The sequence below is a fragment of the Ectothiorhodospira sp. PHS-1 genome (assembly GCF_000225005.1).
GTDB lineage: Bacteria > Pseudomonadota > Gammaproteobacteria > Ectothiorhodospirales > Ectothiorhodospiraceae > Ectothiorhodospira.
Genome location: NZ_AGBG01000007.1, coordinates 1 through 19,782 on the forward strand (window position 1 = coordinate 1; position 19,782 = coordinate 19,782).

15 protein-coding genes and 2 pseudogenes are annotated in these 19,782 nt (G+C 63.7%); 7 read left to right on the plus strand and 10 right to left on the minus strand.

Annotation, left to right across the window (positions count from 1 at the left end; all coding sequences use genetic code 11):
- The 4 genes and pseudogenes from ECTPHS_RS04320 to ECTPHS_RS04335 form a co-directional block, all read right to left on the minus strand.
- Window positions 1-505 (minus strand): helix-turn-helix domain-containing protein (locus tag ECTPHS_RS04320; protein WP_008931466.1); only part of this gene is annotated, 505 nt, incomplete at its 3' end.
- Window positions 502-714: pseudogene (locus ECTPHS_RS04325) on the minus strand (IS607 family transposase); the annotation flags it as partial. The pseudogene ECTPHS_RS04325 and the gene ECTPHS_RS04320, both read right to left, overlap by 4 nt.
- A 104-nt stretch (window positions 715-818) precedes the next feature.
- Window positions 819-2,024 carry a TMEM43 family protein gene (locus ECTPHS_RS04330; RefSeq protein ID WP_008931468.1) on the minus strand — a complete coding sequence of 402 codons (1,206 nt, stop codon included), beginning with the start codon at window positions 2,022-2,024 and terminating at the stop codon, window positions 819-821.
- A gap of 58 nt (window positions 2,025-2,082) precedes the next feature.
- Window positions 2,083-3,051 (minus strand): MBL fold metallo-hydrolase, encoded by a 969-nt coding sequence (locus tag ECTPHS_RS04335; RefSeq protein ID WP_008931469.1) that lies wholly within the window; start codon window positions 3,049-3,051, stop codon window positions 2,083-2,085.
- 264 nt (window positions 3,052-3,315) lie between these two features.
- On the opposite strand from ECTPHS_RS04335, the gene ECTPHS_RS04345 reads away from it, so the two are divergent.
- Both ECTPHS_RS04345 and pdxH read left to right on the plus strand, forming a co-directional pair.
- Window positions 3,316-4,800 (plus strand): NAD(P)/FAD-dependent oxidoreductase, encoded by a 1,485-nt coding sequence (locus tag ECTPHS_RS04345; RefSeq protein WP_008931471.1) that lies wholly within the window; start codon window positions 3,316-3,318, stop codon window positions 4,798-4,800.
- Window positions 4,800-5,438, plus strand: a complete 639-nt coding sequence (pdxH, locus tag ECTPHS_RS04350) for a pyridoxamine 5'-phosphate oxidase (protein ID WP_008931472.1) — start codon at window positions 4,800-4,802, stop codon at window positions 5,436-5,438. The genes ECTPHS_RS04345 and pdxH overlap by 1 nt, the downstream gene beginning before the upstream one ends.
- Before the next feature lie 3 nt (window positions 5,439-5,441).
- On the opposite strand, the gene ECTPHS_RS04355 is transcribed toward pdxH, so the two are convergent.
- The 3 genes from ECTPHS_RS04355 to ECTPHS_RS04365 are packed head-to-tail and all read right to left on the minus strand — an operon-like array spanning window position 5,442 to window position 9,015.
- Window positions 5,442-6,794 carry a VWA-like domain-containing protein gene (locus ECTPHS_RS04355; protein ID WP_008931473.1) on the minus strand — a complete coding sequence of 451 codons (1,353 nt, stop codon included), beginning with the start codon at window positions 6,792-6,794 and terminating at the stop codon, window positions 5,442-5,444.
- Window positions 6,791-7,885, minus strand: a complete 1,095-nt coding sequence (locus ECTPHS_RS04360; RefSeq protein WP_008931474.1) for an AAA family ATPase — start codon at window positions 7,883-7,885, stop codon at window positions 6,791-6,793. The genes ECTPHS_RS04355 and ECTPHS_RS04360 overlap by 4 nt, the downstream gene beginning before the upstream one ends.
- A gap of 50 nt (window positions 7,886-7,935) precedes the next feature.
- The gene (locus ECTPHS_RS04365) at window positions 7,936-9,015 is read right to left on the minus strand and encodes a hypothetical protein (protein ID WP_141565253.1); all 1,080 of its coding nucleotides are present in this window, start codon (window positions 9,013-9,015) and stop codon (window positions 7,936-7,938) included.
- Between the two features lie 226 nt (window positions 9,016-9,241).
- Here ECTPHS_RS04365 and ECTPHS_RS04370 point away from each other — a divergent pair, with 226 nt between their 5' ends.
- Window positions 9,242-10,411 carry a DUF5610 domain-containing protein gene (locus tag ECTPHS_RS04370; protein WP_008931476.1) on the plus strand — a complete coding sequence of 390 codons (1,170 nt, stop codon included), beginning with the start codon at window positions 9,242-9,244 and terminating at the stop codon, window positions 10,409-10,411.
- Window positions 10,412-10,537: 126 nt separating this feature from the next.
- On the opposite strand, the gene ECTPHS_RS13890 is transcribed toward ECTPHS_RS04370, so the two are convergent.
- The 3 genes from ECTPHS_RS13890 to trpB all read right to left on the minus strand — a co-directional run bounded on the left by ECTPHS_RS13890 (window position 10,538) and on the right by trpB (window position 12,664).
- The gene (locus tag ECTPHS_RS13890) at window positions 10,538-10,957 is read right to left on the minus strand and encodes a hypothetical protein (protein ID WP_008931477.1); all 420 of its coding nucleotides are present in this window, start codon (window positions 10,955-10,957) and stop codon (window positions 10,538-10,540) included.
- Window positions 10,958-11,026: 69 nt separating this feature from the next.
- On the minus strand, window positions 11,027-11,248 hold the full coding sequence (locus tag ECTPHS_RS04380) for a hypothetical protein (protein WP_008931478.1): 222 nt from the start codon (window positions 11,246-11,248) through the stop codon (window positions 11,027-11,029).
- 186 nt (window positions 11,249-11,434) lie between these two features.
- Window positions 11,435-12,664, minus strand: coding sequence for a tryptophan synthase subunit beta (gene trpB / locus ECTPHS_RS04385; RefSeq protein ID WP_008931479.1), 1,230 nt, complete (start codon window positions 12,662-12,664; stop codon window positions 11,435-11,437).
- Between the two features lie 219 nt (window positions 12,665-12,883).
- Here trpB and zapE point away from each other — a divergent pair, with 219 nt between their 5' ends.
- From zapE to ECTPHS_RS04405, 4 genes and pseudogenes are all read left to right on the plus strand, one after another.
- Window positions 12,884-13,981, plus strand: a complete 1,098-nt coding sequence (zapE, locus tag ECTPHS_RS04390) for a cell division protein ZapE (RefSeq protein ID WP_008931480.1) — start codon at window positions 12,884-12,886, stop codon at window positions 13,979-13,981.
- A 122-nt stretch (window positions 13,982-14,103) separates the two neighbouring features.
- Window positions 14,104-15,273 carry a nuclease-related domain-containing protein gene (locus ECTPHS_RS04395; RefSeq protein ID WP_008931481.1) on the plus strand — a complete coding sequence of 390 codons (1,170 nt, stop codon included), beginning with the start codon at window positions 14,104-14,106 and terminating at the stop codon, window positions 15,271-15,273.
- 90 nt (window positions 15,274-15,363) lie between these two features.
- Window positions 15,364-16,460 (plus strand): annotated as a pseudogene (locus ECTPHS_RS04400) (HD-GYP domain-containing protein).
- A complete protein-coding gene (locus tag ECTPHS_RS04405) occupies window positions 16,457-19,780 on the plus strand; it encodes a PAS domain S-box protein (RefSeq protein WP_008931482.1) in 3,324 nt (1,107 codons plus the stop codon). Before ECTPHS_RS04400 ends, ECTPHS_RS04405 begins: the two are co-directional and overlap by 4 nt.
- The last annotated feature ends 2 nt before the right edge of the window (window positions 19,781-19,782 follow it).

Below are 19,782 nucleotides of genomic sequence, written 5' to 3' on the forward strand. Positions count from 1 at the left end.
CGGTGTCTACGGTGATGCTGACAAACCAGCGGTCGGCGACGCGGGAGACCGTCGCGGACATGATTTTGCCGGTAAAGCGCAACGACTCCCGCATCCGCACCCAGCCAAGGTTGGGGATGCGGATGCGGGAGCCTTCGACGCGGAACTGGTCGTTGGTGAGGGTGAATCGGTCATGAACGCCCTTCTTGCGAAACCTCGGGTACCTGGCGCGGCCGGCGAAGAAATTCCTGAACGCTTCGCCTAACTGGATGATTGCCATCTGCGGTGCCGTTTTGGTGACCTCCAGCATCCATGGAAACTGCTCGCGCTTGACGGCGTTCAAATGGCGACGCAATGCGACCTGCGAGGGTTTGGGCAGACTGTTGTCCTGCTTCCACGCCGCGTACTGGCACTGCCATTCGGCCAACGCCCAGTTGTAGGCGAAACGGGCCGTGCCTGCCGCGCGGGCAAAATAGGTCGCCTGCCTGTTGTTGGGCGCAAGCGCAATCCTGTGGGCACGGATCATGTCGCGTCCTCCACGGCCTTCTTCACGCCGTCCAGCAGCTTCTGGTTCTTGCGCGAGCGGCTGCCGTAGAGTCGGGCGCTGAACACGGTGATGATCTCCAGCACATCTTTCGCCAGGTCTTCCTCAAAGGTCGTATCTTCACCCTGGTTGAGAATCACCACCTCGACCTCCCTGGCTTCGCAGATGGCAAAGACCAACTCGGCCCCGAAGCCTCTGGTACCGTTGGTACCTGTAGCGCCATTCCCCCGGATTGCCAATGCTGCCATTGCATGGTCGTTCTCTCTTGTCGAACTGACCCGAATCTCTTTCGTCCTCAGAACGGTGGCGGAGGCTCCGTACCGCCGGAAGCAGGTGCGGGACTCGGCACCGCGGCCCCGGGTGCTTTCTTCCACACTGTCTTGAGCCCCAAGGCGATGGCGCCCGCCAAGACCAGGAGGCCAATGCCCAAGAGCGGTCGATAGACGATCCAGGCGATGGCGATGACCACCAGAGAGACGGAAGCGGAGATGATGAAGGCGACAATCCCGGTGCCGGTGGCCACGATGCTGCCGGCCATGGGCAACACGCTCGCCAGCACCGAGAGCGGCTTGAGCACCATCGTGAGGCCAAGGAACATCAGGAGCCCGCCGACGAACCGAAGAACCCAGGTCAGGAACGTGTTCGCGGCCATCGCGTCACTGAAGACCTCGTCGGCGGCGGCAACGCCGCTACGGACGAAAAGGAGCGGCCGTCCGGCCTGGGTCGGGTATGCGGTAAAGCTGTCTCCGGTCTGGCGCCCGACCACGGTGGCGGCGCCGGCGGGCGCCTGCGAAAAAGTGATGCGTACATCGCCGACTGCGGGACTCGCGGGGTCGGCACCGCGAAAGAGCGCGCCGTTGTGGATTCCAAATCCCGCGCGCGCGCTTGCAGGCACCGCGTCGAGGTGCTCGTCGGTCAAATGGATTGGCTGGAAGCTCGTGAAGCGAGTCAGGTGCGCACTCGTCAGCTGAAACGCGCCGAAACCCGCTGTCGAAGGGTGCCGAGTCATTTCGGGATAAGGCATTTCCGTCGGGTTCCGGTAGCCCGGATCGTTGAAGCTCGATGACCGGATCAGGTTCGACGACCATTCCTGCCGGTAAGAATAGGTGGTCACCCGCTCCTCGGTGCCGCCCACGGACGTGCGCGTCTGCGTGGTGCTGTCTTCACGCCACTGAAACATCTCCACCGTGCGCTTGAGGCCGGTTGCGGAGTGCGCCACGATCCCGAAAATATCGTCCGTCAGAGCCTCGTCCACCTCCACGGTCGCAATCACATGCACGAGCGCACCCTCGTGGGCTGGATCCACGACGTCCGCACTCACCGACACCACGGCCGCCGCCCCTTCCTGTAGCGACTTGGCGGTCTTCACCGCGCGGCCCTCGTTGAGGAAGAGAACGGGGAAAGAGATGGCGATCAGCAAGAACCCGAGGAGGATCCCCTTGATCGAATCCCCCAGCCGCTGGAAGACATTGCGGCGGGTTATGACGACGTTGCTATTCATGGCGGTTAATTTCTCCTGATGCCAAGGCAGTGCAGAGCCAAACGCGAAGCACCGTGCTTTAGAAATCGACCTCCATAAACAGATAGGTGCGATTGATGTTCATCCGGTGCCAATCGTCGTAATGGCGCAAGTGTCGGAATTCCGGCAAATCCGCCAGGCGTGTCACCACTTCGTCCAGAGTTTCCCAGTGCGACAGACCTTCCTTGACCTCACGCACCAGCATGGCCAGGTAATCACCGGTATCCCGCTGCGCCGTAGCCAGATCGGTGGCCTCACCGTGGCCGGGGACGATCACTGTCGGCTCCCAGGAAGCCATCATCTCGAAGGCCTTGAGCTGTTCCACCGGATTGCTCCAGGGATGAATGCCCAGCATACGCTCGGTATAGACCACGTCACCGGCGAACACCACGCCATGGTCGGGCAGGTGCAGGAGGATATCCCCGGGGAAGTGGGCGTCGCCGGCATAAACCATCCTGAAGCGCACCCCGCCCAACTCGAATTCATGATCATCAGCGGCGATGGGCACCGGCGAGGGACGCGGCTCGGTCCCCGCCATGACGGCTTCACCCAGAGTGGTCGTCAGACGCTCCAGGTGCTGCCGGGCGAACGCTGCCTGGGTGGAGGCGGTGCGTTCCAGTGCCAGGATCTCTGCTCCTTGGGAGAGGAAGTGGTCGTTGCCCAGCCAGCGGTGATCCTGACTGCCCAGATTGATCACGTGGGTAATGGGCTGGTCGGTCAGTCCAGCCACGGCCTGCTCGATGCGCTGAGCCACGTGGCGACTGGGACCACTATCGATCAGTACCACCCCCTCGTTGGTGATCACGAAACCCACATTGTTGTTCATGCCTTGGTTGGCCGGGGTTCGGTTTTCCAGTGAGCCGTAAAAGTAATGGATCTGCTCCGTGATAGCCCGTGGCTCGAGGATGTGTTCGATGGGGCGGTCCTGATCCGCCATGGTTGCGGCGAAGGGGGAGATCAACAGGCCACCAACCAGGGCGAGGGAAAGTACAGGGGCACGGAAAAGCATGCTTTTCCGCGGCAGTATCGCCGTCTGCCAACACTCGGAAATGACGCTGGTATCAAGGAACATTATTCGACCCTCGGCGGTTCTCCTGGACCCCAATGGCCCCGTCACCACCATCGTGACGACTGCGCCCGGGGTGTGCGCCAACATCATGCACGAACTCTCGACTACATGCAGCTTGAATTGCGTTTTTTGGGCGCCCCACGCCCCCGTTTTCTTGTATCGTGTGGCCTTTCTTCCCATCGACCAGAGATCCAAGATAACTCCATGACGAACAAGAAGAAGATCACCATCATCGGTGCCGGCTTTTCCGGCATGGCGGCGGCGGCCACCCTGGCCCGGGAAGGGATGGACGTGACCGTGATCGAACGCCACGACATCCCCGGCGGACGGGGGCGGCAGTTCTCGGCGCAAGGGTTCACCTTCGACATGGGACCCAGCTGGTACTGGATGCCCGATGTGATCGATGACTTCTTCGCCCGCTTTGACCGTCGGGTGTCGGACTATTTCGAGCTCAGACGGCTGGACCCGTCCTATCGGATCTATTTCGGCAAGGAGGATTACGTGGAGATCCCCGCCAGCATGGAGGCAGCAGAAGCCCTGTTCGAGAGCATCGAACCCGGCGCCGGGGCGCAGCTGCGGGCCTTCATGCAGGAGGCCGAGGTGAAGTACACCGTGGGCATCGGCGAGTTCGCCAACAAGCCCTGTCTGTCCATCATGGAGTTCGCCCAGCTGCGGCTGCTCAAGTATCTGTTTTCCATGCACCTGCTGCGCTCCTTCCGCAGCCACATCAGCCGCTACTTCAAGAGTCCCCGCATCCAGCGCATGCTGGAGTTCCCAATCCTGTTCCTGGGGGGGACGGGCCGCACCACCCCGGCCCTGTACAGCATGATGAACTATGGTGATATCAAGCTGGGCACCTGGTATCCCATGGGGGGCATGCACCAGCTGGCCCGGGCCATGCACCGGCTGGCGGAGGAACAGGGGGTGACGTTCCACTTCAGTACCGAGGCCACCCGCATCGACACCCGGGACGGCAAGGCAGTGGCGGTGGAGACGAACCAGGGGCGGTTCGAGGCGGATTTCATCATCGCCTCCGGCGACTATCACCACATGGAACAGGTCCTGCTGCCCCGGGAGGCCCGCACCTACGACCCGGCCTACTGGGACAAGCGGGTCATGTCCCCCTCCTCCCTGATCTTCTACATGGGGGTGAACAGGAAGCTGGAGGGGCTGTTGCACCACACCTTGCTGTTCGATGCGGATTTTGAGGCCCATGCGGCGCAGATCTATGAAGATCCCCAGTGGCCCACGGAACCCTCCCTGTACATCAATGTCACTTCCCAGACCGACCCTTCCGTGGCACCGGAAGGCCAGGAAAACCTCATGGTCCTGATCCCGGTGGCCCCGGGGCTGGAGGATACCCAGGCCGTGCGCGATCGTTACTACACCCTCATCATGGACCGCATCGAGGCCATCACCGGCCAGTCCATCCGCGAGCATGTGGTGTATTGCCGCAGTTATGCCCAGAATGACTTCACCGAGGACTATCATGCCTTCAAGGGCAATGCCTACGGCCTGGCCAACACCCTGATGCAGACCGCCTTCCTCAAGCCCCGCATGCAAAGCCGCAAGCTGGACAACCTGTACTTTGCCGGCCAGCTCACCGTGCCGGGACCAGGGGTGCCCCCCACCATCCTTTCCGGGACCATCGCCGCCGGCGAGATCCTGGGCCGTTGCGGAGCAAAGTGATGACCGAGATCGACCACCGACAGACCCGCCGTGACTACAGCCGGGGCAGCCTGCGCCGGGCGGACCTGGCCGCCGACCCCTTCGCACAGCTGGGCCGCTGGCTGGCGGACGCAGAGAACCAGCCCGATGCCACCGCCATGGCCCTGGCCACGGTGAATGACCACGGTCAGCCCTCCCAGCGCATGGTCCTGCTCAAGCATCTGGATACTCGGGGGCTGTGCTGGTATTCCGATACCCGCAGCCAGAAGGGGCGGGAGCTGGCCCACAATCCCCGCGCCTGTCTGCTGTTCTACTGGGCGCCGCTGGAGCGGCAAATTCGGGTGGAGGGGATCGTGGAGCGTCTGACCGAGGCGGAGGCGGAGGCGTATTTCCGCAGCCGCCCGCCGGGCAGCCGACTGGCGGCGGCGGCCTCGCACCAGAGCGCCCCCATCGCCGGCCGGGATGAACTGGAGGCCCGGCTCAAGGCGGTGCAGGAACGCCATCCGGACGGGGACGTGCCCAGGCCGGAAAGCTGGATCGGTTTCCGGCTGGTGCCGGAGGCCTTCGAGTTCTGGCAGGGCCGGGATAACCGGCTCCATGACAGGTTCCGCTACCACCGGGATGAGGCGGGCTGGGGGCTGACCCGGCTGATGCCGTAAGCCTCAGTCGGCCAGCACCAGCCGGGTGCCGAAGGGGGGTTCGGCGTCCTCAAAAGCCGCCGAGACCACCCACAGCACGGGCCAGCCGGGCCGAAACCCGGCCGGCCCCTGCAGGTCCGTGAGCACTACCCCCATGTCGGGCCGGTAGCGATCCGCAGCCTGCAGCAGAGGGGTAAAGTCCGTGCCCCCGCCCCCTTCAAAGACGATATCCCGCAGGTTGGATACCCCCGGCTCCAGCACCTCCACCGCGCGCACCCGGGTATCGCCGATGACTACTACCAGGCGGGATTCCGTGCGCCGGGTGATGGCCTCGATCTCGGTGGCGAAACGGCCCAGCAGGGCCTCGTCGATGGAGCCGGACACGTCCACCACCAGCACCAGACGGGGCACCGAGGCGGCGGTGACCATACCCGGTTCCCAGGGCATGCGTCGCCCCCCCGGTGCCCGACCCCGATTGGCCAGGTAGGACCGGGAGGGCCGGGACCAGGACACTTCCGGTCGGCGGGCCAGTCCCCGGCTGACCCGGGTACGCAGCACCTGTTCCCAGGGCACCTTCACCCGGGGCAGATCGGCGATGAGACCCCGCAGCATGGAAAAGTCTCCGTCCCCGGCGTGGGCTCGGGTGATGCGCTGCGCCCATTCCCGGCTCTGCTCCGCCACGGTTTCCGGTTTGAGGGCATCCTCGTCGGAGGGCAGTAGATCCCGGAGGATATCCGCCCCCAGTTGACGGGTCCGAGCCGCCCGGGCGCCGTCTTCCATGGCCTGGGCCTGACCGCCCTGCCCTTCCCGGGCGGGTCCCGAGCCGCCGTCACCCTCCCGGGATGACTGACTGGATTGCCGGGAAGACGAATCACTACTGGGCCGACGGTCGTCGATCTGGCGATAGAGGCGTTCCACGTCCCATTCCAGCAAGGATTTTTCCTCGCTCTGCTGGATCTGCAACACGTCGCCCAATAGGCTGGACAGGGTGACGGAACCCTTGGGCAGGGCCATCCAGGTGAGGTGCCCGAGGCTACTGTTGACGATGGCGTCGGCGCAGATATTGAAGAGGTCCGGATCCACGCTGCCCCTCAGTCGGGCGATGGCCTGCATGCGCTGGGGGTGGCGCAGGGCCACATGCAACACCTGGTGGGCCACCAGGCCCACCTGCTGGGGGTGAGGCAGTCGTTCGAAGGCGGGGCCGTAGAAAATGGTATGGCCGTCGTTGGCGACGGTGATGGCCTCCCGGCCATCCGGCAGGTCACGGTGCTGCACCCACAGGGCCAGGCCACCCGTGGACGGCGCGAACTCCACCAGGGTCTGGATGGCACGGGTGCCCCGGTGGGTGGGGCCGGAGGTGAAGGCGGGTGTGTTCATCCCTCACGCTGTTCCATGTAGCGCCCGTAGACCGGGCTGCCCAGCACGGCATTCTCCAGCCCCAGGGACAGGGCCCGGTGCATGAGCAGTTCCATGGTGAGGGTCTGGGCTTCGCGGATGGGCAGGGGAACATCGCCGCGGATGTCCGGATACTGCTCCACGATCTCCAGGGCCCGGGCCATGCCGTGCTCCCCCGTCACCGCCGCCAGCAGGCCGTAAATCATGCCGTACAGGCCGTCCAGGGTGCGGGGCAGCAGGGCTGCTGTCTCCTTGCCGGGGGCGGCGTCCAGCAAACGGGTGACGTCCACCCCGGCCTGGATTTCCCGCAACACACCGAAGAATTCCGCCGCGTTGGCGGCGCCGATGCGTCCCTGGACGAACAGGCGCTTGGCACTGTCCGACATCCCCGACTTGAGCACGTTGGAGATATCCTCCCAGCCCCGGGGACTGGCGCCGATCAGGTAGTCGTTGGCCAGCTGGGTCTGGGTGTCGTCCAGCTTGTCGGCGCGCACCTTGAGGTAAGCCATGACCTCGGGGGCGAATCCCCGTGCCAGGGCATGTTCCAGAAAGGCATCGATCACCGTCTGCACGTTGAAATGGAACATGCGGTCCGCCAGGGCCGTGCCCATGTCGTGGCTCACGGCGCCGTGGAAGCGGGCGTTACCGGCCGCCACCACCATCCAGCCTTCGGGCAGGTGGTAATGGCCGACACGGCGGTCCAGGATCAGGGAATAGGCGGAGATCTGCAGGCGCTGGTCTGCGGCGGTCAGTTCGTCCAGGAACAGGATCCCTTCGGGCGTATCGGCCTCGGGCAGGAATTCCGGCGGGAACCAGACGGTGCGGGACTGCTGTTCGTCGGCGTAGATGGCGCCGCGAATGTCCACCGGTTCGATGGTGGTCAGGCGCAGATCCACCAGGGGGACATCATAATGCCGGGCCAACTGAGCAATGATGGAGGATTTCCCCACCCCCCGGGTCCCCCACAGCATGGAGGCCCGGCGCCGCAGCACCGGATCGGCATATTGCTCGATCAGGGCCTGCTTGGCCGCGGCGATGGAAACTGCGGGGATGTTCATGGGGTTGCCTTGCATGCGTTATATCCGTCCTCGGGGTTGATCGTTTGGGACTGTGCCATATCGGCTCAGGCATCGGTATCCCGGGTCCAGGCGGGCAGGTCCAGGGGTCTGGGCGGGGGCGGGATCTCCAGTACCGGGACCTCCCGCGACCAGCTCCAGAAGACCGCCAGCAGCAGGACCGGGGGAATGCCGGTGGTCCACAGGGGCAAGGGCTCTTCGCGGCCCAGACCCAGCAGGTAAAGCACCGGCACCAGCGCCAGGATGCCCAGTACCCCCTGGACCGGGAGGCTGCGACGAAAGACCACCTGCCAGCGCCGACGCAGGAAGCGGGCATGAAAATCCTCGGGAGGACGGGAGAAGATCGCCACCAGATGGGAAATGGTCTGGGCAAACTTGTTTTCCGCGTCCTCGGAACGCTCGGGTTCCCGATGGGCCAACTTGATCGTGGACTTCCAGCCGCTGTCGGTGGCCTGCAGGGGACGCCAGGCCCGGCCTCGCACGGCCAGCAGATCGGCGGGCAGGGCCACCTCCCCGGCGGATGGTTTTTCCAGCACCAGCTTGGCCGGCAGACCTTCCACCTGGCGGGCGTCCAGGGTCAGGCGTCGACCGGCCACCACGGCCTCTCCGCCCGCAAAGCGCATGGGCCAGATTTCCCCGCCCTGCAGACGGCGCCGCGCCACCCGCCGGACGCGGTAATCCAGGGCCGCCAGCACGCTATCCACCCGCATGAACTGCTGCGCCGGGGCCACCTTGGTGAGCTGCCGGTAGACCCCTTCCACCGTGGGTCCTTCCACCTCCAGCCTGGCCTTGAGTCCCGAGGCATGGGTCAGGGTCCGGACCAGGCGGAACTGGTCGGCCTTCGGGTTTTCCAGGGTGAGGGTTTCCGTTAGGGTCAGGCCGGCCAGACCCACCGAGTCGTGCTCAATGGGCTGGAAGACCAGGGTCCGTGCCTGCCGGTCCGTGGCCGCCAGATCCACCCGGCGGCCATCCCGTGAAAAGGGTGCCACCAGTTTGAGAATGTCATGATGGGTCAGTGGGATCACCTTCCCTCCTTCGCCCTGTTCCGGATTTTGCTCCGGTGTTGGATCGGCGCCCACCATCCAGCGCAGCGTGGCGCCGAGGGGCATGGCTTTTCTGACTGTCATAGTACGATATGTTTCCCCATGAATGTGCTGACCCTACCGTCACTCCTGCGAAAGCGGGAGTCCAGAGGTTCTGCACGCACTGGATTCCCGCCGGCGCGGGAATGACGGCGGTTCCAAAGGCCGGAATGACAGTCCGGATTCAGGAATCATTTTTTCCAGCATATCCCTAAAGTCGCTCAAGAGACTGCCGCTACAGTCAGCATACCCATCATTCCCGGAGTTCACCGTGGTCAAGATCAACACACCCGTCACGGTCCTTCCCAACACCCCCGACTTCAAGGCCAGAAATCAGGGGATGTCCCAGGCCGGTGGCCGTACCGACAGCGACAGCACCCGCGCACTCTCGAATCTGCAGACCCGTATCCTGGAGGCCCTGGCCAAGCACACGCCCGGGATGAACGCGGCCGGTTTCAAGCAGCTCAAGGCAGAGGATTACACCCCGGACAAGGTGGCCGACCGGATCACCCAGTTCGTGGAAATGGGCCTGGCCAACGCCCGCGCCCGCGGGGCTTCCGAAGAACAGCTTCAGTCCATGTACGACAGCGCCATGAAGGGCGTCGAACGGGGCTTCAGGGAGGCCAGGGAGATCCTGGACGGCCTGAACCTGCTCAACGGCCGCATCGCCGAACAGGTGGACGAAACGCAGCGGCTCACTTTCGAGGGCCTGGCGGCCCTGGCACCCAATGGGCAGGGGCAGTCCCTGTCGTCCCTGACCAATTTGTCGGTGATGCAGCGTTACAGTCGCGCCGAGAGCCTGGAGCTGACCCTGACCACCCGCGAAGGCGACAAGGTGACCATCCAGTTCCAGAGCGCCACCGACATCCAGGCCCGAGGCGGGATGCGCAGCGACGGCAATCAGTCCATGCAATGGCTGGACGTGAGCCGGGCCGAACAGAGCGGCTATCGGTTCTCGGTGCAGGGTGATCTCAATGCCCAGGAACTGGAGGCCATCGAGAACCTGGTGCGGGATGTCAGCAACCTGGCCAATGAGTTCTTCAACGGGGATGTGCAAAAAGCCTTCGACATGGTCCCCGATCTGCGTTTTGACGGCAGCCAGCTGGCCTCCATGGATCTGAGCATGACCCGGGTGGAGCAGTATTCCGCCGCCGCGCGGTATCAGCAGACCCAGCAGATCGAGGAAGGCGAACGTGCCCGGCCCGGCCTGCGCCTTGGTCAGCTCATGCGGGAGATGCAGGAGCAGTTCAACCGCTCCGTGCTGGCATTCCTGGATCGTCCCCAGGAAGAGGCGGGGCGGATCATGTCCGCGCTGGTGCAGCAGGATGTGCGGTTCCTTGAAGCCGGTGAATCCCAGCAGGCGCGGTTCCGGGAGAATCTGGATCGACTGTTGGGTGCCTTGCTCCGGCAGGAAGTGGATGGGATGTCTGATCAGAGTTGAAGGCCTATCCGAAATCCGTCATTCCCGCCTGCGCGGGAATGACGGAGGTTGAAGCTGAAGTGACGGAGGGGGAGCAGGGAGTGACGGGCGGGGAAATCGGGAGTGACGAGAGGGGCCACCGGAGGTTCACGGCCGCCGATTGCGCCCCAGGCCGGACAGTGGATCCACGTCCCGCCAACCCATGAACAGCAGGGTGAACAGTCCACCATGGAAGAACAACGACGCCACCCCCAGATGCGATAACTGCCAGACCATGGCCGTGGCTCCGGCCATGGCCGCCACCCCCAGGGCATACCCCAATAGATACCGACGGTCCACGGGCCTCAAAAGTCGCCAACTCACGAGTGTCAGCGCACCCAGGGTCAGCAGCGTCTTGAGCCCGGCAAACCCCTTCAGCAGGGCCGCCGTATCGGCGTCAACGGCCCGTGGCGCTGCCGGGTCACCCAGTGCCAGCACCAGCAACACAGCCAGCAGAGCCCCGCCCCAAGGCAGCAGCAGGCACCCGTGGAGGACGCCGCGAGAGTGTTCGGCGATGATGGATTTCATGACATGCCCTCATCAGTCAATGATGAGGTTGGACCGTGGGCAGCGGGGAAAGTGGCATCGGTAAGGGGATCAGTGGCCGCCTTCCCTGCCCGGCTCCGACATTTGTCGACGCCGCAAATCCTCATAGTGACGGCCGGCGCAGTAATCGATCTTCCAGAAATACAGCAGGTTGATCAGGCGCCGCAGCAGGCACCATCGCCAGTCACCTTCGGTGCAGAGGCGATACGCCTTGCCCGGCAGGGATTCCGGCAACGCCTGGTGTGATGGTTCAACCTTCGGGGATTCCGTCATGTCGGGATCGTCCTGGGGACAAGACAGTTGTCGAGCAGGCTACCGCCAGCCCTTCTCCGGGTCAAGATCCGCTCTCTCGCAAAAAGAGGGCCGTGCCTGGTTTTTATGGGCGGGGCTTGTGGGAGCGGCCCTTGGCCACGAATGTCAAACAAAGGCTTCCCAAAGGCCCCTCCCACAGGGAACTTGTCAGAGGCCCAGACGCTCCGCCACGAAGTCGGCGTCCTTGTCACCACGGCCGGAGAGGTTGATGAGGAAGCGGGTGCCGGGTTCGGCTTCCCGGGCGGCCTTCATCACCCAGGCCACCGCATGGGCGGATTCCAGGGCGGGAATGATCCCCTCCAGACGGGACAGGCTCATGAAGGCGTCCAGACAGGCCTCGTCATCCTGGGCATGATATTCGGCGCGGCCGATGTCCTTGAGATAGCTGTGCTCGGGACCCACGGAGGGGTAATCCAGGCCGGAGGCGATGGAATACACCGGCTGCGGCTCACCGGCCTCGTCCTGCAGCATGTAGGAATGGAAACCGTGCATGGTGCCCGGCGTGCCGTAGGTCAGGGTGGCGGCATGGTCGCCCAGTCCCAGACCGCGCCCGCAGGGCTCCACGCCCACCAGACGCACCCCCAGATCCTTCATGAAACCGGAGAACAGACCCATGGCATTGGAACCCCCGCCCACGCAGGCCACCACATAGTCCGGCAGCTCGCCCTTGAGGGCCAGGAACTGCTCCCGTGCCTCGCGGCCGATGATGGACTGGAAGTCCCGCACCATCATGGGGAAGGGATGCGGCCCCACCACGGAACCGATGGCATAGAAGAAGTTCTGCGGATCCTTCATGTATTCCTCGAAGGCGCTGTCCACGGCGTCCTTGAGGGTGCGGGTGCCGGTTTCCACGCTGATCAGCTTGGCACCCAGGATCTTCATCTTGGTGACGTTGGGGTGTTCCTTCTCGATGTCCACGGCACCCATGTGGATCTCGCAGGGCAGGCCCACCAGGGCGCAGGCGGTGGCCATGGCCACGCCATGCTGGCCGGCACCGGTTTCGGCGATCACCTTGGTCTTGCCCATGTGCTTGGCCAGCAGGGCCTCCCCCAGGGCATGGTTGATCTTGTGGGCACCGGTGTGGTTCAGGTCTTCCCGCTTGAGGTAGATCTCGGCCCGGCCACCGCAATGGGCGCTCAGGCGCTTGGCGTGATAAATGGGACTGGGACGACCGACGTAATAGGTATACAGCTCCGCCAGTTCGTTCTGATAGGCCTCGGTCCGGCGGATGGCCAGAAAAGCCTCGGCGATCTCATCCATGATGGCCTTGAGATGGGGAGGCACCGCCTGACCGCCGTAAGGACCAAAACAGCCATTGGCATCGGGGGTGGGCTGTTCGAGCAGGGCTTGCAGATCGGTGGCCGGGGCTTTGTTCATGGATGTCTACTCTCGTTCAAAATCGGCGATGGAGTCAAAACTGGATCAAAGAGGCTGTCAACGACCCGTAATGCTAACCGCCCTGCCCCGACCTGAACAGTGCCGGCTGCCATGGCGGCTTCCCGCCTGAAACCATAATGAAAATACGGTATTTGCTTATCACCAAATAGATTCATGTTATGCTGCACCGCTACATCACCGTCTGATTGAGCCTGCGCCATGCCGCAACATCGCCCACTGCTCGAAGATGACTTCCAGGACAAGATCCTGGACCCGGCCCAGGAGCGGGCCTGGCAGCATTTGCAGCGCATCCTGGATGCGCTGCAGGCCGCCCCGCCCCGCCCTCCCGCCCGCAGTCATGCCATCACCCGCTGGCTGCGCCGGACACCCGCACCCGCCGAACCCGTGCGCGGCCTCTATCTCTGGGGCGATGTGGGTCGCGGCAAGACCTTCCTGGTGGACCGGTTCTTCGAGGCACTGCCCCTGGAAGACAAGCTGCGTCTGCACTTTCACCGTTTCATGCAGCGGGTCCATGCCGAACTCAAGACCCTCAAGGACCAGCCCGATCCCATCCGCGTCGTCAGCCGCCGACTGGCCACGGCGCGGGTGCTGTGCCTGGACGAATTCTTCGTCTCCGACATCACCGATGCCGTGCTCCTGCATCGCCTGCTGGCGGGGCTGATGGAGAACGGGGTGACCCTGATCACCACCTCCAACATCCCGCCCCGGGAGCTGTACAAGGACGGCCTGCAGCGGGACCTGTTCCTACCCGCCATCGACATCCTGCAGCGCCATCTGGAGGTGGTCCATCTGGACGGGGCCGTGGACTACCGGTTGCGGGCCCTGGAACAGGCCGAGATCTACCACGCCCCACTGGATGACACCGCCGACGCGCGACTCCACGAGGCCTTCCTGTCCCTGGCGCCGGAACCCGGCACCCAGGGGGGAACACTGACCGTGGAAGGACGGGACATCCCGGTGCAAAGGCTGGCCGACGGCGTGGTCTGGTTCGATTTCAAGGATATCTGCGACGGCCCCCGCAGCCAGCTGGACTACGTGGAAATCGCCCGGGAATTTCACACCGTGCTGATCTCCCGGCTGCCGGTCATGGATGCCGCCATGGAAAATGCCGCACGACGGTTTCTGGCCCTGGTGGACGAGTTCTATGATCGCAAGGTCAAGTTGATCGTCTCGGCCGAGGTCCGACCCGAACAGATCTACCAGGGGCAGCGACTGCGGTTCGAATACCAGCGCTGTGTCAGCCGCCTGCTGGAGATGCAGTCGCGGGCGTACCTGGCCAGCCCGCATCTGCCCTGACGGGGATCATTTGATCCCGGCGGGACATTATTTTAATGTCCCCCCTTATCCGGACTGAACGCAGGGATTCACCGATTGACCGTCCAGCCGGTACTCACCCATAGCGGCCAAGGCGTTTCACCATGCTGATCAAGCATCCTGACGATCATTCCCACCATGCAGAAGTGCTCCACGGACTGATGGAGTCCTATCCCGGGCAGGCGGACGAGATTCATCGGGAACTGCTGCAGGTGCAGCTCCGGGAATCCATCCACATGTTCGCCGAACTGCTGGAAATGCAGATGGACCCCCTGGACGAGAACGTGGTGATCCTGCATGACCTGCGCCTGGAACACGAGGGCCGGTTCGTGGAGTTTGATCACCTGCTCATCAACCGCAACCTGCAGATCACCCTGGTGGACTCCGTCCTCGTCGGCTGCGGTTCCCTGCGGATCACCGCAGCCGGTGACAGCCTGATCTGGTCCGAAGAGAACAACCGCTGGCTGACCGCGTACCGGCAACCGCTCCAGGAACTGGAGGAAAAGGCGCAGATCCTGGGGCAGATCCTGGATGCGGGCTGGTGGCCCAAGCGGATGGGCATCCGTCTGGCCCACCCCATCGAAACCTGCCTGGTACTGGACGATCATGACCGGATCGTGCTGGATGACCCGGATACCTACGCTTCCCGGGTCATCAAGATGGGGGATTTCCTGCCCTGGTACAGCAAACAGCGGATGAAGACGCCCATCACCCAGGGAGCGAAGGCCCTCATGCAACGGGCGGTCAACCGGGTGGATCTGAACAGCCTGGAACGGATCGGCTTCGATCTGGCGGATCGGCACCATGCCGCGCCGCTGGACTATTACGAACGTCTGGGTCTGGATCAGGTGGCGCCGATATCTCCGGACGACCATCCGGCGCCGGAGGAAGAAGAGATGGCAGACATCCCGGCCATCGAGACGCCGGCCGTCGAACCCGAACCCGAACCCGAACCCGAACCGGAGCCGGAGCCGGAGCCGAAACCCCAACCCAGGACGGCGGCAGGAAAGAAGAACACCGCGCCCGCCGACGAGGATCGCCAGCCCTCATCCCGCATCGCCGCGGCACTGAAGCTGAAGACCCCCGAGTTCCTCGCCGAGATGGAATCCCGGGGTCTGCTGAAAAAGAATCAGAAGGATCAGCTGGAACTGACCCCGGCCGGACGCAAGCTCGGCGGCAAGGTCAAGGGACGCGGCGGCAACCGCTCGTTTTCCTGGCCCAAAGCCGCGGTGGAGGCCCTGTTCCAGAATCCGGAATCAGAGCAAGAAAAATAGACTTGAGACAATCCAGATACCGATGGTACGGGCTCGTTCGGATCATGACCGGTATACTTTCAGTTGGATGCCGCCATAGAGTCCGGTCACATGGACAAGCCCACTGTCCTGATTGTTGATGACGAACCCGTCAACCTGTCCCTGCTGACGGAGTTGCTGCGTGCCGATTATCGCGTCAGAGCGGCCAGCTCGGGGCGCCACGCGCTCAAGGCGGCAGCCTCCAGTCCCCTTCCGGATCTCATCCTGCTGGATGTGATGATGCCGGAGATCAACGGCTACAGTGTCTTGAAAACCCTTCGGGCCCGGCCCGATACCCGGGATATCCCGGTCATCTTTCTCACCGCCCTGAGTGATGCCGTCGACGAGGAACGGGGCCTGGAATGCGGTGCCAACGATTACATCACCAAGCCCATCAAGCCCGCCGTGCTGCGTGCCAGGGTACGCACTCAGCTGGACGTAAAGCGGGCCCGCGATTTTCTGCAGAACAAGAACGACTATCTGGAGGCGGAGATCGCACGCCGGATGCTGGATCACGAAATCGCCCAACAGGTCGGTATCCGCGCCCTGGCACATCTTGCGGAAACCCGTGATCCCGAAACCGGCAACCACATCCTGCGCACCCAGGTCTATGTGAGGCTGCTGGCGGAAAAGCTCGGGGACCATCCCCGTTTCGCGTCCCAACTCACTCCCGCCAACATCGAACTCCTGACCAAGTCAGCGCCCCTGCATGACATCGGCAAGGTGGGCATCCCGGATGCCATCCTGCTCAAACCCGGCCCGCTCACGGAAGATGAATGGCAGATCATGAAGACTCACGCCCGACTGGGCTTTGATGCCATCGAGCGGGCGGAGGCCGACGTGGAACGTCCGGTTCCCTTTCTCATCCTGGCCAAGGAGATCGCCCGCTGGCACCATGAAAATGGGACGGCAGCGGTTATCCGGACGGTCTGGCCGGAGATGACATTCCGGTATCGGCCCGGATCATGGCGGTGGCGGACGTCTTCGATGCCATGACCTCGCCCCGGGTCTACAAACCGGCCCTCCCCATGACCGAGGCCCGCGACTTCATCGGCGATGCCCGTGGCCGCCATTTTGATCCCGACGTCACGGATGCCTTCATGGCCGTCTATGATGAGTTCGCGCGCATCGCCCATCGCCATTCCGATGCCGAACCCCCACCTCCATGAACCATGAATCCCTGCTGCTTGAGGCACGCGGAGACCTGTCCTGGGTCATCCTGATCTTCATGGCCATCCTGATGGGCCTTCTGGTGGCCACGGCCACGGCCATGTTGCTGAACCAGCGCCGCCGTCTGCAGCTGGAACGGGCCATCAGCCGGGAAAAGGCAGACAGTCTGGCCGTGGCCGAACAGCACCAGCAGCAGCTCAAAGCCTCGGAGTCCCGCCTGCGGGAGCGGGAAGAATTGCTGCGACAGTTCATCGAGCATGCCCCCGCGGGTCTGGCCATGTTCGACCAGGACATGCGCTATCTGGCCACCAGCCGCCGCTGGCGGGACACCTACGGCCGCGGCGAACAGGAAATCCCGGGGGTGTATCATTACGACGTCTTCCCCGAGATCAGCGAGGCCTGGAAAGCCGTCCATCGGCGCGGACTGGCCGGCGAGATCGTCCGTGCCGAGGAAGACCGGTTCGAGCACGCCGACGGCACCGTTCAATGGCTGCGCTGGGAAGTACGCCCTTGGCGCCATGACGGCGGCAGCGTCGGCGGCATCATGATCCTGTCGGAGGACATCACCGAACGTCACCATCAGGCCCGGACCCTGCGCCTGCTGGCGCGGCGGGCCGAGGCCCTGCTCCAATTACCCAAGACGGCCGAGATTCTTGACGAGAATACCTTTCTGCAACACACCCTGACCATCGCGGAGGACCTGACCGAAAGCGGTATCGGTTTCATCCATTTCGTGCATGAGGACGGCGACCGGATTGATCTGGCGGCCTGGTCGGAACAGACCCTGGCCCGGTTCTATCGGACCGAGATCAAACGACATCACGCGTTGAGCCAGGCCGGTCCCTGGGCGGATGCCGTGCGTCGGAAGGCACCGGTGATCATCAACGACTATGCCGGCCACGGAGACAGGGACGGTCTGCCGCAAGGCCATTCCCCCCCGCGACGGATACTGGTCGTGCCGGTGATCGAACAGGACCGCGTGGTCATGCTGGCCGGTGTGGGTAACAAGCCAACCGATTACACCGATACCGACACGGAAACCCTGCGACTGATTGCCGAGCAGGCCTGGCACCGGGTGCAACGCCGGCGATCGGAAAATCACCTGCGCCAGCTTTCCCTGGCCATCGAGCAAAGCCCCGATAGCATCGTCATCACGGATCTACAGGCGCGCATACTGTATGTCAACGAGGCGTTTCTGCAGACCACGGGATACACCCGCGATGAAGTCCTGGGGCAGAACCCGCGCATCCTGCAGTCCGGCAAAACCCCGCCGGACCATTATCAGGACATGTGGCGACATCTGACCCAGGGACAACCCTGGAAGGGGGAGTTTTACAACCAACGCAAGAACGGCACGGAGTACATCGAATTCGGCCATGTCGCCCCGCTTCGACAGCCGGACGGCGGCATCACTCACTATGTCGCGGTCAAGGAAGACATCACCGAAAAGAAACGCACCGCGGCGGAACTCGATCGCCACCGGCACCAGTTGGAAAATCTCGTGGCTGAGCGTACGGCGCAACTGGAGGATGCCCGTCGGCGAGCCGATTCCGCCAATCAGGCCAAGAGCGCCTTCCTGGCCAACATGACCCACGAGATCCGCACCCCGCTTAATGCCATCGTGGGCCTGGTACACCTGTTGCGCACAGGCGACGCCACCCCCGCGCAACGGGAAAAACTGAACAAGGTGGACAGTGCCGCCCATCACCTGCTTTCCATCATCAGCGACATCCTGGACATTTCCAAGATCGAAGCCGGCAAGTTCAGCCTGGATCAACAGGATTTTCACCTCTCCGCCATCCTGGATCATGTGCGCTCGGTGATCTCCGAGACGGCGCGCGCCAAGGGTCTCACCCTGAAGACCGAAACCGACTCGGTACCCGTCTGGCTGCGAGGCGATCCGGCCCGACTGCGTCAGGCGCTGCTCAATCTGGCGGGCAACGCGGTGAAATTCACGGAACAGGGAACGATCACCTTGCGCGCCCGACGGCTATCGAGCCGGGGGGACACGGTTCGGGTCCGCTTCGAGGTGGAAGATACCGGCATTGGGATCGAGGCAAGCCGCCTGGACCTGCTGTTTCAGCCCTTCGAGCAGGCGGATACTTCCATCACCCGAAAATACGGCGGAACCGGCCTTGGCTTGGTGGTCACCCGTCGACTGGCGGAGCTCATGGGGGGAGGCGCCGGCGCCCGCAGCGAACCCGGCAAGGGCAGCCTGTTCTGGTTTGATGTCAGGCTCCATCAAGGTCGTGCCCGCGGTACCGTCGCCGACGATCAGGGAAACGAGAGCATCCCCGCCGCGGAGCGTATCAGGCAACATGCCGGCAAGCGGGTGCTGCTGGTGGAGGATAATCCCATCAATCAGGAAGTGGCCGCGGAGCTTCTGCACCGGGTCGGCCTTTCGGTGGACAGCGCACGGGATGGGGCTGAGGCCCTGACCATGGCGTCGACGACGGACTATGACCTGATCCTGATGGATGTCCACATGCCCGACATGGATGGCCTGACCGCCACCCGTTGCATCCGTGCCCTGCCCGGCCGCAATGACCACCCCCCCATTCTGGCCATGACCGCCAATGTGTTCGAGGAAGACCGACGCACCGCCCTGGCGGCGGGGATGAATGACTTCATTCCCAAGCCCGTGGACCCGGAGCTGCTTTACCGAACCATCGTGCGATGGCTGGATCCGGACACGCCGGATAACGCCGATGCAGAACCGGAGCAGGTGCGGGATCGTGATCCGATGCATGTGGCTCCCCGGGGACTGGCCACCGCCGCCGGCTACCATGCACGGTATCGGACGCTCATCCCCCGCTTCCTGGAATACCATGGTGAAGACCCTGTACTGTTCAGGGATCTGGCCGGGCGAAGGGACTGGGAGGCATTGAGCCGACGGGCCCATGCCCTCAAGGGGGCGGCCGCCAATCTGGGTGCCGATACCATCGCTGTCATTGCCCGCGAACTGGAACGGCTGGGACGGGACACACAGGACACGAAGATGCTCAACACCCTGTGCGAACAATTGCGGCAGACCCTGGACAGCCTGCGGGCCGGCTTCCCGGCCACCGATGCAGCCCTCTGCCGAGCGGATGCCGAAGACCACGACGCCAAGGCCCTGTCCGCTGAAGAGGGAGAGCGGGTACTGGATCGGATGGAAGCGCTGCTGGACAGTGACGACACCGACATCGTCGATGTCTATGAAGCACACCGTCACTGGCTGCACGGGACACTGGGGACGGAAGTCCAGGCGCTGCGGCGGCACATCGAACACTTCGACTACCCCGCAGCCCTGGCACTTCTCAGACACCTGCGCCGCTAGGC

Bases quoted from the DNA above. Each gene is read 5' to 3' on its own strand.
- ECTPHS_RS04330 (WP_008931468.1), bottom strand. From the start codon at position 2,024: ATGAATAGCAACGTCGTCATAACCCGCCGCAATGTCTTCCAGCGGCTG.
- ECTPHS_RS04335 (WP_008931469.1), bottom strand. From the start codon at position 3,051: ATGCTTTTCCGTGCCCCTGTACTTTCCCTCGCCCTGGTTGGTGGCCTG.
- ECTPHS_RS04345 (WP_008931471.1), top strand. From the start codon at position 3,316: ATGACGAACAAGAAGAAGATCACCATCATCGGTGCCGGCTTTTCCGGC.
- pdxH (WP_008931472.1), top strand. From the start codon at position 4,800: ATGACCGAGATCGACCACCGACAGACCCGCCGTGACTACAGCCGGGGC.
- ECTPHS_RS04355 (WP_008931473.1), bottom strand. From the start codon at position 6,794: ATGAACACACCCGCCTTCACCTCCGGCCCCACCCACCGGGGCACCCGT.
- ECTPHS_RS04360 (WP_008931474.1), bottom strand. From the start codon at position 7,885: ATGCAAGGCAACCCCATGAACATCCCCGCAGTTTCCATCGCCGCGGCC.
- ECTPHS_RS04365 (WP_141565253.1), bottom strand. From the start codon at position 9,015: ATGACAGTCAGAAAAGCCATGCCCCTCGGCGCCACGCTGCGCTGGATG.
- ECTPHS_RS13890 (WP_008931477.1), bottom strand. From the start codon at position 10,957: ATGAAATCCATCATCGCCGAACACTCTCGCGGCGTCCTCCACGGGTGC.
- ECTPHS_RS04380 (WP_008931478.1), bottom strand. From the start codon at position 11,248: ATGACGGAATCCCCGAAGGTTGAACCATCACACCAGGCGTTGCCGGAA.
- trpB (WP_008931479.1), bottom strand. From the start codon at position 12,664: ATGAACAAAGCCCCGGCCACCGATCTGCAAGCCCTGCTCGAACAGCCC.
- zapE (WP_008931480.1), top strand. From the start codon at position 12,884: ATGCCGCAACATCGCCCACTGCTCGAAGATGACTTCCAGGACAAGATC.
- ECTPHS_RS04395 (WP_008931481.1), top strand. From the start codon at position 14,104: ATGCTGATCAAGCATCCTGACGATCATTCCCACCATGCAGAAGTGCTC.
- ECTPHS_RS04405 (WP_008931482.1), top strand. From the start codon at position 16,457: ATGAACCATGAATCCCTGCTGCTTGAGGCACGCGGAGACCTGTCCTGG.